This window comes from Hanstruepera ponticola (assembly GCF_012931685.1).
Taxonomy (GTDB): domain Bacteria; phylum Bacteroidota; class Bacteroidia; order Flavobacteriales; family Flavobacteriaceae; genus Hanstruepera; species Hanstruepera ponticola.
This window is the reverse complement of the sequence record NZ_JABANC010000001.1, coordinates 236,626-251,953: the sequence shown is the minus strand read 5'-3', so window position 1 is coordinate 251,953 and position 15,328 is coordinate 236,626. Positions and strand designations below refer to the sequence as shown.

General features: G+C 32.3%; 16 protein-coding genes. 5 read left to right on the top strand and 11 right to left on the bottom strand.

Annotation, left to right across the window (positions count from 1 at the left end):
* Window positions 1–15: 15 nt before the first annotated feature.
* From HGK31_RS01160 to HGK31_RS01150, 3 genes are all read right to left on the bottom strand, one after another.
* Window positions 16–387, bottom strand: coding sequence for a DUF1304 domain-containing protein (locus HGK31_RS01160; protein WP_191858151.1), 372 nt, complete (start codon window positions 385–387; stop codon window positions 16–18).
* 43 nt (window positions 388–430) lie between these two features.
* Window positions 431–631, bottom strand: a complete 201-nt coding sequence (locus HGK31_RS01155) for a dodecin family protein (protein ID WP_104734763.1) — start codon at window positions 629–631, stop codon at window positions 431–433.
* Between the two features lie 63 nt (window positions 632–694).
* Complete coding sequence (locus HGK31_RS01150) at window positions 695–1,597, bottom strand: NifU family protein (RefSeq protein ID WP_191858150.1); 903 nt, start codon at window positions 1,595–1,597, stop codon at window positions 695–697.
* Between the two features lie 246 nt (window positions 1,598–1,843).
* Between HGK31_RS01150 and HGK31_RS01145 the strand changes: the two genes are divergently transcribed.
* From HGK31_RS01145 to HGK31_RS01125, 5 genes are all read left to right on the top strand, one after another.
* On the top strand, window positions 1,844–2,845 hold the full coding sequence (locus HGK31_RS01145) for a PorP/SprF family type IX secretion system membrane protein (RefSeq protein WP_191858149.1): 1,002 nt from the start codon (window positions 1,844–1,846) through the stop codon (window positions 2,843–2,845).
* A gap of 226 nt (window positions 2,846–3,071) precedes the next feature.
* On the top strand, window positions 3,072–5,237 hold the full coding sequence (locus tag HGK31_RS01140) for a tetratricopeptide repeat protein (protein ID WP_191858148.1): 2,166 nt from the start codon (window positions 3,072–3,074) through the stop codon (window positions 5,235–5,237).
* Between the two features lie 2 nt (window positions 5,238–5,239).
* On the top strand, window positions 5,240–5,974 hold the full coding sequence (locus tag HGK31_RS01135; protein WP_191858147.1) for a LytR/AlgR family response regulator transcription factor: 735 nt from the start codon (window positions 5,240–5,242) through the stop codon (window positions 5,972–5,974).
* 72 nt (window positions 5,975–6,046) lie between these two features.
* Window positions 6,047–6,571 (top strand): gamma carbonic anhydrase family protein, encoded by a 525-nt coding sequence (locus HGK31_RS01130; protein ID WP_191858146.1) that lies wholly within the window; start codon window positions 6,047–6,049, stop codon window positions 6,569–6,571.
* Window positions 6,568–7,065, top strand: coding sequence for a DUF6265 family protein (locus HGK31_RS01125; RefSeq protein ID WP_191858145.1), 498 nt, complete (start codon window positions 6,568–6,570; stop codon window positions 7,063–7,065). Before HGK31_RS01130 ends, HGK31_RS01125 begins: the two co-directional genes overlap by 4 nt.
* On the opposite strand, the gene murI is transcribed toward HGK31_RS01125, so the two are convergent.
* The 8 genes from murI to HGK31_RS01085 all read right to left on the bottom strand — a co-directional run bounded on the left by murI (window position 7,062) and on the right by HGK31_RS01085 (window position 15,315).
* Window positions 7,062–7,841: a glutamate racemase gene (gene murI, locus HGK31_RS01120; RefSeq protein WP_191858144.1), complete on the bottom strand. Its 780-nt coding sequence runs from the start codon at window positions 7,839–7,841 to the stop codon at window positions 7,062–7,064. The two genes, HGK31_RS01125 and murI, sit on opposite strands and share 4 nt — an antisense overlap.
* A 60-nt stretch (window positions 7,842–7,901) precedes the next feature.
* Window positions 7,902–8,411, bottom strand: a complete 510-nt coding sequence (locus HGK31_RS01115; protein ID WP_191858143.1) for an OmpH family outer membrane protein — start codon at window positions 8,409–8,411, stop codon at window positions 7,902–7,904.
* A gap of 31 nt (window positions 8,412–8,442) precedes the next feature.
* On the bottom strand, window positions 8,443–9,462 hold the full coding sequence (locus HGK31_RS01110) for an OmpH family outer membrane protein (RefSeq protein ID WP_233450937.1): 1,020 nt from the start codon (window positions 9,460–9,462) through the stop codon (window positions 8,443–8,445).
* A 160-nt stretch (window positions 9,463–9,622) separates the two neighbouring features.
* A complete protein-coding gene (gene bamA / locus HGK31_RS01105) occupies window positions 9,623–12,304 on the bottom strand; it encodes an outer membrane protein assembly factor BamA (RefSeq protein WP_191858142.1) in 2,682 nt (893 codons plus the stop codon).
* Window positions 12,237–12,977, bottom strand: a complete 741-nt coding sequence (locus HGK31_RS01100) for an isoprenyl transferase (RefSeq protein ID WP_191858141.1) — start codon at window positions 12,975–12,977, stop codon at window positions 12,237–12,239. The genes bamA and HGK31_RS01100 overlap by 68 nt, the downstream gene beginning before the upstream one ends.
* Entirely contained in the window at window positions 12,978–13,670 is a 693-nt protein-coding gene (gene porG, locus HGK31_RS01095) for a type IX secretion system protein PorG (protein WP_104734755.1), read from the bottom strand.
* Between the two features lie 99 nt (window positions 13,671–13,769).
* Entirely contained in the window at window positions 13,770–14,654 is an 885-nt protein-coding gene (locus tag HGK31_RS01090) for an NAD kinase (RefSeq protein ID WP_191858140.1), read from the bottom strand.
* A 1-nt stretch (window position 14,655) separates the two neighbouring features.
* Window positions 14,656–15,315 carry a CBS domain-containing protein gene (locus HGK31_RS01085; RefSeq protein ID WP_104734753.1) on the bottom strand — a complete coding sequence of 220 codons (660 nt, stop codon included), beginning with the start codon at window positions 15,313–15,315 and terminating at the stop codon, window positions 14,656–14,658.
* Window positions 15,316–15,328: the final 13 nt, after the last annotated feature.

Sequence of the window (15,328 nt, the reverse complement as noted above, 5' to 3'; positions counted from 1 at the left end):
TAAAGAGAAAATACTTTAAAGATAATTTTGTGATTTTAAATAAATTAAGACCAAAGTAATAATTGCTGGAAGTGATTGAATATAAAAAAGTTTTCGCTTTTGAGTTGAATAGGCTCCGTATATGCCAGCAATAATGATGCAAACCAGAAGGAATGCCATCATGTTATTGTTTTCTATGAGTAATGAATATAATAACCCTGCAGCTAAAAATCCATTATATAAACCTTGATTAGCTGCTAGAACTTTAGTCTCTTCTGCAAAGATTTTTGACTTTAAGCCAAATGCTTTAATGCCTTTTGGTTTAGACCATAAAAACATTTCCAGATACATGAAATAGAAATGTTCTAATGCTACAAAGCCAACTAGTATATTGATTATAACATCCATTGAACAAAAAAAGCACTCAACTTGAGTGCTCTATTTTTAAAAATTATTTAACCTCAAAAGTAATTTTCAGATTAACCCTGAATTCAGTTACGTTGTCACCATCAACAATGGCACTTTGCTCTTTAACGTAAACTGATTTTATGTTATTTATAGTTTGCGATGCTTCTTTAACAGCCTTTCTGGTGGCATCTTCCCAACTTTTATCTGAATTTGATAAAATTTCAATAACTTTCAATACTGCCATATTCTTATTTTTTTATAATTAAACAATAGCTATAATATATAAAAAAATATTGAGAATTACTACTTATCCATTAATTGCTTCAACAGTTTCTACTTTGCCGTTTAGCATTTCTTTAAGCATATTTTCAATGCCATTTTTTAAAGTAAAAGTAGATGAAGGACAACCACTACAAGCTCCTTGCAATATAACTTTTACAAGCTTTTTATCAGGGCTATAAGATTCAAATTTTATATTTCCACCATCACTGGCTACAGCAGGCTTAATATATTCTTCAATAATGTTGACTATTTCTTTAGAAGTATCATCAAGTGCTTCAAATGATTGGTCTAATTGTTCAGGCGTATTCTGCAATGCTACAGGCGCATTTTCGTCAATCACTGTTTTTCCGTTTTCAATAAAGCTTTTAATAAACTCGCGCACTTCCATAGTAACTGTTTCCCATTCAGCGATATCATATTTTGTAACCGAAACGTAATTATCCTCAATAAAAATACTTTTCACAAAAGGGAAATGGAATAATTCTGTTGCTAAAGGAGAATGTTTAGCCTCTTCAATTGAGGTGAATTCATAGGTGGCAGTAACTAATTTTTTATTAGCTACAAACTTTAGCACAGCAGGATTAGGGGTGCTTTCAGCATATACCGTAATAGGAACTTTTTTACTAGTGTTGGAGTCATCTACAACCACACCACCAGAATTAAGGTAGTCCTCAATTTGGGTAGCAACTTCTTCCTGTACATCTTTCCATTCAACAATATTATAGCGTTCAATGGCTATAAAGTGGCTAGTCACATATACTTTCTTTACAAAAGGTAAGTAAAAAAGCTGTTGTACCAATGGTGATTTCTGAGCCTCATCAATGTTGTTATACTCAAAGCTTTGATGATTAGTAATGAACTTATTAAGCTCAAATTTAATGATAGTATCGTTTGAAGTTTCTTTAATGGAAACCTTAAATGTGTTCATGCTATTTTGTTTTTTGCAAAAATACTAAAAGATAACTTGAGATATCCATATATTTGAGTTTTGTTACTTTTTAATGAAAGCTCGTTTTGTAATTTCAGAATATTAAAAGGCTTTAACTATTCTAATGCTTTGGATAAAAAGTAATTTTATATATTTGGTACCTTAATTTATAATTTAAATTAAAAAATTGAGTTTATATAAGGGAAATGCCATAATCTTATGCCAATCTACCTTGAAAGAAATACTATGAGAATTAAAAGGTTTTATTTAATAGCAATTGTTGCCTTTTTTACACAATTTGTAAACGCACAAGAAGGGCTTCCAATATATACAGATTATCTAACCGATAATTATTACCTAATTCACCCATCAATGGCAGGAGCAGCAAATTGTGCTAAAATCAGAATGACTGGTCGTCAACAATGGTTTGGACACGAGAATGCACCAAAGTTGTTGACTATAAGTGCCAATGGAAGAATAGGGGAATCGAATTCAGGTATTGGAGCAATGTTTTATACTGATAAGAATGGTTATCATTCCCAAACAGGTGGATACATTACTTATGCACATCATATCCTATTTTCTAGAAATGAAATAGACTTAAACATGTTATCGTTTGGTTTAAGTGTTGGTGCTATTCAATATAAATTAGATGAAACAGAGTTCTTGAACGAATTACCAGATAGATTAATTTCAGGTATTGAGCAGAGTTCTACAAACTTTAATATTGACTTCGGTTTTTCATATCACTTATACAACTTCTATGCACATGCAACGGTTAAAAATATACTTAAGAATGAAGGTATAAACAATGATCTGGAAATCACCAGTAATTTGAGACGCTATATGCTTTCAGCTGGTTATGTATTTGGAAAATTTGGAAGTGAGTGGAGCTACGAACCATCAATAATGTACCAATATAGAGACGCAACCAAAGAGTCTTCAATAGACATTAATGCTAAAGTTTATAAAGAAATGGATTTTGGAAAACTTTGGGCTGGACTTTCTTACAGAAGAAGTTTTGATGGTGCTGAATATTTTGACAATGGCAGTGTAAGTAGTCAGAAATTGCAATTAATTTCTCCTTTAGTAGGTATTAATTTTGACCAATTCATGTTTGCATACACTTATGCCTATCAAGCCAACTCTATTGTTTTTAATAATGGTGGCTTTCATCAAATTACTTTAGGATTTAACTTTAACTGTAGAAAAGAACGTTACCACTGTAACTGTCCTGCAGTTAATTAACATAAGTATAGAATTAATAAATAGCCTTTCCAGACGGAAAGGTTTTTTTATGTTCAAAATTCATTTTTATAAACTAAAAATGAGCCTACAGCATCAATCAATTAGCAACTGTCACTTCTGAATGAGTGAACATAGCTTTTTCTTTAAAAAATAGCCTATGAAAGGCAATATGTGATTTCGTTATACCATTTAAAGTATGTATGTTTATATAATGTAATTCGAAAAAATGAAATCATTTTTTAACATCATATTATTTGTATTGGTATTTTCAAATTGGGTTAGCGCACAAGAAAAACAATTTGAAAAATCTGATGATAACTCTATGTTTACCGTTAGAGGTTCTGTTTATGATAGCGAACTATTGGAGCCTATACCAAACGTGAATATAGAAGTGAACGGTGGCGCATATACGACGACCAATCTAGCAGGTGATTTTAGAATTCAGGTAAAAAAAGGTGATGAACTTGTTGTGAAGCACAAAGACTTTGAAACGGTTTATTACACCATCGAGAATCAGGAACGTATAAAAATTGAGGTTCAGGCTAATCCAAATAGTGCAAACAAACCTATCAATTCCCGTCGGAAAGAAGCCGCATTTAATTCGCTGATTGATTCAGCATCTTTGTATATAAAATCGGATTTTGAAAAAAGCATTCAGTTTGTAACCGATGCTTTAGCTCAAAGTAAATCAGTAAGGAATAATGCCGAGGTATATGAAGTACTAGGTGATATATATCTGCAATGGAAACAATATGATTTGGCTGTTACCAATTACCAAATTAGTTTACAAAGTGTCAATGCCAATGAAGTAAGGCTGAAATTGGGAAGGGCCTATTGGCATAACAAGAATTATCAGGAAAGTATAGAGGTTTATAATGCAATCAATATACAGGATTTGTCTAACTGGCAACAAATAGTTTTGTATGAAGGTTTAGGTGATACTCACTTTAGTATAAAAAATTTCACAAAGGCTTTAAGCAATTATAAGGAAGGTCTTTCAATTGCCAAAATCCATTCAATAAAACCAAAAATAACAGATTTAAATTCTAAAATAGCTCAAACTTATGGAGCTAAAGGTGAGTTAGAATCGGCAGAAGATTACTTTAACAGTTCATTAAATCTTGCTTCAAAAGAAAATGAAAAACGAGCCTTAGAAGAGAAGGTTAAAGTTGCCGATTTTAAAAGCTCAAAAAGAAACTTTAATGACGAAATTCAGTTAAGAAAAGAAGCGATAGAAAACATCAAGAATATTGAATCAGATTCTGTTATTGACAATGAAAGTCCTTTGACTGTTCAAAAACAAAATTATAAAATTGGTAATGCTTATTATTTAAAAAAGGATTATGAAAGTGCCATAACTTATTTGGACAAGAGTATTGAAGAAGCCAAAACCAAAAATGATTTGGTAGTAGAAAAGGATGCCAAAAGGAAATTATCAGAAGTATATAGTAGTTCAGGAGATTATAATAAGGCGTTAGAAACTTATAAGGAATATACAGAATTGGTAGAGTCACTTTATGTGAAGAAAGAACAGGAAATTATCCAGGCTGCAAGATTTAGTCGTGAGATTGCAAATAAACAAAACCGAATAACAGGATTAGAAACCGATAGAGAACTGTCTGAAAGTAAATATCAATTAACTTCTGAACGAAATAAGCGACAGCAATTATGGATATATTCGCTTATAGGTGGATTGGTATTACTACTCGTAACGGCATACTTTATGTATAAATATATCAAGCAGCAACGTTTGGCTAACAATCTCCTAGCATTAAAATCCTTGAGAAGTCAGATGAACCCTCATTTTATATTTAATGCTTTAAATTCAGTAAACAGTTTTATTGCAAGTAGTGATGAACGAACAGCCAATAAATATTTATCTGATTTTTCTTATTTAATGCGAACAGTTTTAGAAAACAGTGAAGAGGATTTTATTCCACTTGAAAAGGAAATAGAATTATTGGAATTATACACGCAATTAGAGCATTTTAGGTTTAAGGATAAATTTGAGTATTCTATAACTATTGATCCAGAAATAACTATTTCTGCCTACCAAATTCCGCCTATGTTATTGCAACCCTATATTGAAAATGCCGTGTGGCATGGGTTGCGTTATAAATCAGAAAAAGGGTATTTGTATATTGATATTCAAAAAAAGAATGATTCTGAAATCACTATTACTATTGCAGATGACGGTATAGGTCGTGAACGCTCAAGATATTTAAAAACTGAAAATCAAAAGAAACACAATTCAAAAGGAATGAGCAATATTAAAAAGCGTGTTGCCATTTTAAATGATATGTATCAAGATAAGGTTGATGTATCTATTACAAATTATCAAGAAGCTGAAGATGCCGGAACCAAAGTGGTTGTAACACTAAAAAAAGATTAATTATGAAACTAAACGCTATAATAGTCGAAGACGAAAAAACTAGCCGAGATATTTTAAAGAATTATCTCAATAAGTATTGTCCAAATGTGAATGTGTTGGGTGAGGCTGAAAATATTGATGAAGCTATAATACTCATTCGAAACAATGAATTAGATTTAGTTTTTCTGGATGTTGAAATGCCATTTGGCAATGCCTTTGATTTGTTAGAGAAAGTAGGTGACATTGATTTTGAAACTATTTTTGTAACAGCATACAATCATTACGCCATTGATGCACTAAATGCGCATGCTTCGTATTACTTAATGAAGCCTATTTCAATTGAAGAGTTAATTAAGGCAGTAGATTATGTCACGGAAATAAAAACAAAGGAAAATGCACTGCATGAAGAAGTACTGGTACCTAAAACGAATGCTGTAAATGGTAAAATTACTATTCCGCAACAAGATGGATTTGAAGTTATTAATACAGCAGATATTTTATTTTGTAAGGCCGATGATAACTACACTGAAATTTACTTAAACAATAACAAAAAAAAATTAGTAAGTAAAACCCTGAAGTATTTTGAAGAAGCTTTGAATGATGGTGGCTTTGCCCGCGTTCACAAATCGTATTTAGTTAATGTCAATGAGGTAGTTAAGTATGTGAAAGGAAAAGGAGGTAGCGTTGTTTTAAGCAATGGTAAACAAATTATGGTTTCTGCTTCCAAAAAGTCAGATTTATTATCGTATTTTAAGTAGCTTATATTTTATTATTTAAAAAAATTCTAGCTGTTTTATTTTAAGAAATTTACAAATTAAAGAAATAACAATATGCCTATTATAAAATCTGTAAACGGAAAAAACCCTGAAATACCTAGCGATTGTTATATAGCAGAAAATGCGACCATTGTTGGCGATGTCAGTATGGGTAACGCATGCAGTATCTGGTTTAATGCGGTTGTTAGAGGTGATGTGCATTTTATCAAGATGGGTAATAAAGTTAACGTTCAAGATGGAGCAGTTATTCATGCTACTTATCAAAAATCACCAACTACCATAGGAAACAATGTTTCTATAGGGCACAATGCCATAGTACATGGTTGTACCATTCATGATAATGTTTTAATAGGTATGGGAAGTATAGTGATGGATGATTGCATTGTGGAAAGCAATAGCATTATTGCTGCAGGAGCTGTAGTAACACAAAACACGCATGTAAAAGCAGGAAGTATATATGCTGGGGTTCCAGCCAAAAAAGTTAAAGATGTGAGCGAAGCTTTAATTTCAGGTGAAATAGATAGAATTGCTAACAATTATGTGAAGTATTCTAGCTGGTTTAAAGAAGATAACCTATGAAAAATATAATATTATTAGTATTTGTTTTACTCTTAATCTTAGCATGTAAGAAAGACGATAAATCAATTGAAATAGCAGTTAGTAAATATGCCAAAATAGAACAGTTAAAATGGCTTAAGGGTAATTGGGAAAATGTTACTGAACTCGAGCAATCATTTGAAAATTGGACTCAAGAAAACGATAGTACCCTTTTAGGCCACAGTTTTACCTTAATTGGAACAGATACTGTTTTTGCAGAAAAAGTTACGCTAAAACAAAACGGAGACGATGTGTATTTCACAGTAATTGCCTATCAGCAGAATAATGATCAACCCGTAACGTTTAAAATGCGTGATTCAAAAAAAGGTATTTTCACTTTTGAAAATTCAGAACATGATTTCCCAACGCGTATTACCTATTCAAATCCAACCCAGGATTCTATTCATGCATGGATAGAAGGTTCAGTCAATGGACAAAAGCGCAAGGTGGATTTTCTATTTAAAAGATCAGATTAAAAGTCTAAATAATGAATGTCTTTATCCTTTCCAATTAATGAAGCCAATATTTCTGTTTCCAAGTTGCTATAAAAAAGATGCTTTGGCTTTTGGGCATTAGAGTTCAACAAATTGTGCTGACCAAGAACAGTTTTTGTTTGTTTAGCAACAGCTTCACCTGAATCAATAATATTTACATTGCTGGGTAGTATGTTGAGTAGCTGAGGTATCAGGTATGGATAATGTGTACATCCTAGAACCAAGTAATCAATATTGGCTTCTATCATGGGTTTGATGTAAAGCTGTAATAAAGCGTGCATTTCGTCTGAATGGATTTTCCCTGATTCAATGAGTGGAACAATGCCTTCGCCTTCCTGTTCAACAACTCTTATTCCATTACTGTATAAATCTGTGGTTTTATGAAATAACTCGCTGGTCAAGGTGCCTTTTGTAGCCAAAATACCAATAGCTTTAGTTTGTGTTTTAAGTGCAGCAGGTTTAATGGCTGGTTCTATACCTATAAAAGGGACATCATATTTTTCTCGTAAATCCTTTATGGCATTTGTTGTTGCTGTATTACAAGCAACTACAATAATTTTGCAACCCTTTTCTATAAGGAAATCGGTGTTTTTAATACTTAAGTCGAGTATAGCTTTTTTTGATTTGTTACCATAAGGAGCATTTTTACTATCAGCTAGATAAATGGTGTTCTCTGAAGGTAAAAGCGCTTTAAGTTCTTTCCAAATGGAGGTTCCTCCAACACCAGAGTCGAATATGCCTATAGGTTTACTGCTCATAATATCAAAAATAAAAAAAGCCACTCTATTAAGTGGCTTTTCAAATTTTATTTTTTGAGATTAAATACCCATTTCTTTTTTAACGTCGTCCAATAGGTTTTTACCATCTGCCATGATAACACCACCACCTTGAGTAGAGTCTAAAACATATTGAAATCCTTGAGCTCTAGCTACTTTTAATATAGCAGCTTTAGCTTTTTCGGTAATTGGTTTTAATAAAGCCAATTCTTTTTCTTGCATTTGTTGTTGAGCAGTACCTTGATACTGTTGTATGTTTTGTTGCATCGTTTGAACTTCAACTAAACGTTTTTGGTTTTCTTCATCTGTTTTTGATGATGCTTCGGCCTCATACTGCTTCATTTTATTTTGATATTCAGTAGCCATGGCTTTGATATCAGCCTCGTAAGTTTTTCCAAGTTTTTCCATTTCAGCTTGTGCTGCAGCCATTTCTGGCATGGCTTGAATTAAATCTTGGGTATTAATATGCGCAACTTTACTTTGAGCTTGTGTAAAACTTGTCGCTCCAATAAATAGTGCTGCTGCAAATAAAAGGGTTTTAAATTGTTTCATTTTTAAAAGTATTAATGTGTGTTATAAATTATTAATTGTCATCACCGCCATCGTCGTCGGTCTCTTGCGTGTTATTATTTTGATTTTCTCTTTCTTCCTTTGCTCGTTGTCTTTCTTCTAAAATTTGTTGTTTACGTGCTTCAAGTTCTTGTTTTCTACGTTCTCTATCAGCAATTTTAGCTTGTCTTCTTTCTTCAGCTATTTGTTCAGGTGTTTTTGTTTCCTCATCTGCAGATGCTTCACCATCACTTACATTTTCACTTTCACTCTGAATGTCATCAACCGTTTCTTGGTTTCGTTCTCTTAATTTTGCCTCTCTAGCAGCATTACGTGCTTCAATAATACTATCTCTTCTTTTTTGAGCTGCTTGTTTTCTAGCTTCGCGCTCATCTAAAACTGCTTGCTTACGTTCATCATCAGCGGCTTGTTTAGCTTCTAGTTCTTCATTGACTTCAATCACAACATCTTCTTCTTCGGCTGCTTTACGTTCAGCTTTTGAACCAGCTTGCTTTCTTTTGGCGCTTCTAGTTATACTTCTAATAACCTGTTCGCTAAAGTCAAAACGTTTCGCTGAATAGAGCATGACTACATCAGCCGATTTGTCAAAAACAAAATCGTATTTCTGCTTATCTGCTATATCTTGAACGGCTGCAAAAATTTGGTCTTGAATGGGTTGGATTAATTGTTTCTTTTGAATCATTAAATCACCATTGGGTCCAAATCGTTTTTGTTGATAATCCAATATTTCTTTTTCTTCAAAAGCGATATCTTCCTCACGTTCTTCAATAAGCTCTTTTGTTAAAAGGGCTTTTTCGTTACTTAAATCTTTGCGTTTTTGTTCAATACTACTTAACTGTGTTTCTATTTCGCTTTTCCACTTTTGAACTTTATTTTCCAATTGTAAAGTTGCTTCTTGATATTCAGGAACATTTTCAAGTATATATTCAGTGTCAATGTAACCTATTCTAACACCGCGTTGTGCAAACGAAGAAAGGCTCAACATGAACATTGCTGTCACTAAAAAAAGAACTTTTAATTTCATCTGTTTCATATTTTATAATTTGTTGGCTTATAAATTCTAAAACGACAGACTTTTATTATTATTCTAATCATTCTGAATTTATCTTTCCAAAATTAAGGAAATTTAATTTTAAAAAAATTAATTCAAGTTTTAAATAACTAAACTGTCAATAGAAAATATCGTGCCAAAATTAAAATTGCTGACCAATTATAAAATGTGTTTCCCATCCATTTGCTTTAGATTGACCAGGTAATGGATCAAAACCATAACCAAAATCAATACCCAATAATCCGAAAGCAGGCATGAATATTCGTAAGCCAGCACCAGACGATCTATACAATGCAAATGGATTATAATCTTTAAAGTCATTATATGATACACCACCTTCAACAAAACCAAGAACAAAAATCTTTGCTTGCTGTTTTAAGCTTATAGGATAACGAAGTTCCATTGAAAATTTATTGTATATGGAGCCACCATCATTGGTTATTAATCCATTTTCGTCAACAGGCTGCAATGATTGGTTTGGATAACCACGTAGCGCAATTGCCTCTCTACCATCTAAACTAAAATTACCAAGACCATCACCACCTAAAAAGAATCTTTCAAAAGGAATTACACCTCTATCTTGGTTATAAGCGCCTAGAAAACCAAATTCAACTGTTGATTTAAAAATCAATTTATCAACTAATCTAGTGTACCAGTCACCCTTCATTTTTATTTTATAAAATTCTAACCATTTAAAACGCTCTTGGTCAATTTCTGCAATACCTTCTGCGGCCTGATTTCTTATTATAATAGAGTTGTTAGGGTCGTTTTGTATTTCTTGTAAATCTTCTCTTTCTTCTGCTAATTCTTCATAATCTACACCATTAAATAAAGAATAAGGCAATGACAATTTAGTTGTAATACTAAAATTGGATCCTCCCATTGGAAAAATAGGATCATTGTAAGTATTATTTCTACTCAAGCCTAATGTATAGGATAGGTTGTTTGAATAACCATCACCAAAAGTAAATAATCCAGTATTATAATTTTTTAGGTTGTAGTGTTGGAAACTTATAGCCTGTGACAGTGTGAAAAAGTCATCTGGAATAGTTAACCTTTTAGCCAAACCAACAGTAACGCCAGTAATGTTGAAGCGTTTGTCTTTGTCAGCATTACCTGTAGTAGGATCATATAAGAATTGTTGTGAATGTGATATGGACGTTGAAAACTGAACTGGTTTTTTCCCACCCATCCATGGCTCAGTAAATGAAAAGCTATAAGTACGGAAAAAACGACTTATTTGTAATCGTAATGATAGTTTTTGACCATCACCTCTAGGTACAGGTTTGTATGAATCTAAATTAAAGATATTCTTTAATGAAAAATTATTAAAAGACAAACCAAGTGTTCCTATAAAACCACCACCACCATAGCCACCTTGTAATTCTATCTGGCTTGAACCTGTTTCAACAAGTGCATATTCTAAATCAATAGTTCCCTCATTTGGGTTCGGGTTTTGAAAATTTGTCCCTATTTGTTCTGCATCAAAATAGCCAAGCTGACTCAACTCCCTAACTGTTCGTACTACATTTTCTTTACTGTATAGTTGACCTGGACGAGTGTGTAATTCTCTATATATTACTTTGTCATTTGTGACATCATTTCCAGTAATAGAAATATTGTTAAAATAAACAGGTTTACCTTCAGTGATACGGATTTCCATATCAATAACATTGCCTTCGGTATTAACTTCTACAGGGTTGATAGTTGAAAAAAGATACCCTGAATTTTGATAGAGATTAGTTATGTCTTGAGCATCAGGTCTTGAATTATCTGCAATACGTTTTTCTAATTCAACACCATTATATATATCACCTTTGTTAATACGTAATACATTTCTCAAAGTTTGGTCAGAATATACTGTATTGCCAATAAAATCAATATTTCCAAAGCGATACTGCTCACCTTCTTCAACTTCAATTTTCAAGGTAATATTTTTCTTGTCTTCGTGAATAATAGTATCTGAAATTACGCGAGCATCACGATAACCGTTTTCCTTATACTTATCAACTAAACTAACCAGATCTTCCTTATAATCTTCTTGAATATATTTAGATCTTTTAAATGGATGACCCAAAACACTTTTTTGTTTAGTGTTTTTCATAGCCTTTCTCAATTTAGACTCCTTAAAAACGGTGTTCCCAATAAATTCAATATCCCTAATCTTAACTTTTTTGCCTTTATCAATATTCAGCACCATATTTACTTGAGGTCTATTGGTAGAATCCTTAATTTCAATAGTGTTTATGTAAACTTTAGTGTTTAAATAGCCTTCCTTTTGGTATTTATGAGTGAGATAATTTTTGGTAGTTGTCAGAAGGTTTTCAGTTACTTTAACACCTGTTTGAAGATTGTTTTCCTCAATCAAATCATCTTTCTTTCCTTTTTTAATACCATTAATTTTGAGTTCGTTCAATTCAGGTAAATCAAATAGCCTTATTTCAAGATATGCCGTTTCTCCTTCAGTTTTTACTAAATAAATATTGATATCACTAAATAAGTTGGATTTCCATAATTTCTTTATGGCTTCACTTATTTTATCACCGGGTATTAATATTTCTTGCCCTTTTCTTAATCCTGAATACGTTACAATGGTTTGAGGGCTAAAATGGGTGTTTCCTGAAACAGAAATATCACCTAACGTATACATTTTACCTGTGCTAGTATTTAAGCCATCTTGGGCTAGTGCACTGAAATTAGCTAGTAAAAATGTGAATGTAATTATAAAACCTATATATGTTCTCAATGAAGTTAGCTTAATTAAGTTGTTCACTTGTTTTCCCAAATCGTCTTTCTCTTTTTTGATATTCAATAATGGCCTCATATAAACACTGCTTGGTAAAATCTGGCCAAAGAACAGGTGTAAAATAAAATTCAGCATAAGCTATTTGCCATAATAGAAAATTACTAATTCGTTGCTCACCACTGGTGCGTATCAATAAATCTACGTCTGGTAAATTTCGCGTGTAAAGATGCTCATTTATAACCGATTCATCAATTTTTTCTAGCGAAATTATATTATTTTTAACTTTAGCACTTATTTTTTTAACGGTATTTAATATTTCTTCTCTTGACCCATAGCTTAAAGCTAGCGTCAAACACATGCGCTTGTTGTCTTTTGTTTTTTCAATGACCTCTTGTAATTCTCTGTGAGCTTTTTTTGGAAGTTCATTCAGGCAACCAATAGCGGTAAGTTTGATGTCATTTTCCTCTAAAGTTTTGATTTCTTTTTTTAATGAAGAGACTAGAAGCTTCATAAGCGTTTGAACCTCAATTTTAGGCCTGTTCCAATTTTCGGTTGAAAAAGCATATAGGGTTAAATTTTCAATACCTAATTCAGCACAAGCTTCAACCGTTTCTCTTACCGATTTCGTGCCATTTTCATGTCCAACCGTTCTTAAAAGACCTTTTTGTTTAGCCCAACGACCATTGCCATCCATTATGATAGCTATGTGTTTAGGTAATGATTTAGTATTAATGGATTCTTTTAAGTTCATTTAAAAAATGCAAAAGCAAGGTTTTTTTCCAAAAGTATAAGTTAAGGTAATGCCAGTAAACATGTACCAATCATTGTTGTTTATATTGCCAAAACTATAAACGTCTTGTATGTTTTTAGAGTCTGGTACACTACCGTCTAATTCATCAGAAAAAGTATAGCGTGCACCAATCTCGGCAGCTATGATGATGCTATCAAAAATATTCATTTTAAAACCAACGACCATTGGAATACCATAGGCATAACTAGATGTATTTTCTGAAGTTAAGTTTCCTTGTGAATTAAAATAATAATTATCATGATAAGCTACCGTAACTCCTGTGTACAAATAAGGTGTTGCCACGTTTTTACCTGTGTGTAAATCAAAATCAAAAAATGTGAATTCCAATCCTACAGATGCCTCGATAATTTGATTAGTAAATTCGTAATTACGTTGTACACGCCTAGGGTCATCAGATTTTGAATCCTTTCCCTCTAATTCGCTGTAAATTAAAGAAAACCTAAATGAGTGACGTGGACTCCTATTCCATTTATAGATACCACCAAAAGCTGGTTTGTTTGGAGCAATGTATTTTGTTGATCCAACATCACCAATAAAATTACTGGCACCAACAAATAATCCAATTTCATGTGTTTGAGATTGACAAAGTTGGCTGCTGATAAAGAATAATACTATTGCGGTTAAATACCTCATAAATGTTCAAAAGTTTGCAAATATAATAAATATGATTAGCCTATAACAATTTGATTCAAATTGTATTTGATTTAAACTGTTTTTAGAGGATTTTATTGTTTAATTGCGTTTGTCTTCTCCCCAAAGTAGTTTTTTTCTAAGGGTGTCCAAAAAGCTTTCGTCAAGCAACTCAACCATTTTAATTTTAAAGGGTGCTTTTTTGATAGTTACAATTGTATCGTTTGAAAGTGTTGCAATTCTTGAGTCTAATGAAACCAGAAAATTATCTTCTCTACCGCTAACCTTCAACTGAATCTCGGTTGAGTCTGTAATGACTAATGGTCTAGCACTTAAATTATGTGGTGCAATAGGTGTGATTACAAAACTATTGGTGTCAGGAGTAATAACTGGACCACCACAACTTAATGAATACCCAGTTGATCCTGTAGGTGTTGATATTATTAAACCGTCACTCCAGTAGGAAGTGAGATATTCGCCATTTAATCGCGTTTCAACGGTAATCATAGAGGTCGTATTCTTACGACTGACGGCAATTTCGTTTAGAGCAAAATCAAGAATCTTGAAGTCGTCATATTCAGGATTGGTTGAGATTGTCAAGAGATTACGCTCGGATATTTTATATTTTTTGTCAAGAATAGCTCTAATAGCCGATGGTATATCTTCATTTTGGATAGTTGCTAAAAACCCAAGGCGACCCGTGTTTATTCCAATTATTGGGATATTTAAATCTTTCACGAAAGTAATGGCTCGTAAGATTGTACCGTCACCGCCAATACTTATGAGTAAGTCAAAACTAGAATCTAGTATATCAAATGTGTTGTGATTATTTGAATCTAAAAGATTATTGAATAAATTTTTAGCTGTATTAAAAAACTGACGTTCAATATGAACCGTAATATTTTTGTCTTTTAAACAATCTAATAGAATATGAAGCGATTCTTCATTGCTTTTTTGAAAAGATTGACCAAAAACAGCTATTTTCATATTACATGTTTAAATATTTATTTAAATATTCTGATCGTTCCTTAAGACTTTGTATATAGCTGTCTTCTTCATGCCCAGAAACCACATTATAACTATACCGTCTGAAGGTTTGCATAATATCATTCAGCCCAGTGTTGCCTATTTTTAAAGTGATTTGTACCATGTCATTTTCAATTTTTGAAATAAAAGCACCTAGAAGTTTGCCATCATTTGACTCTACTATTTGACATGCTTCACTAAAGGAATAATCAACCAAGCCTTTTTCAACAATTAGAATACCTCCAGCTTCAGCAAAAAAGGGTGTTTCATTAAAAAGTCCAATAATATCGTTTAGTTCATAATAACCTAAATAGATGTTTTTCGGACTCAAAACAGGCATAATATTGGTGGAATTCATTGCAAAAGCTTCTAAAACATCTAACCAATTGGTGTTTTCTCTTACAAAAAAGCCCTCAATAGCATGTGCATATTCGCTAATGGATTTGTCATTATCAAAACAATGAGCATCAGTTTCTGACATACAGCCAACATACGCGTCATATTCATTTTTTATTGGAATATGTGAATAAGTTAACTGGTTGAATAGTCCTTGCATGTCTCCAACCTTATCAGTGTTTTTTAATGGTTTTATGTCGTTAATAATGTAATCTGAAAGATTCATTTTTGAATGAATT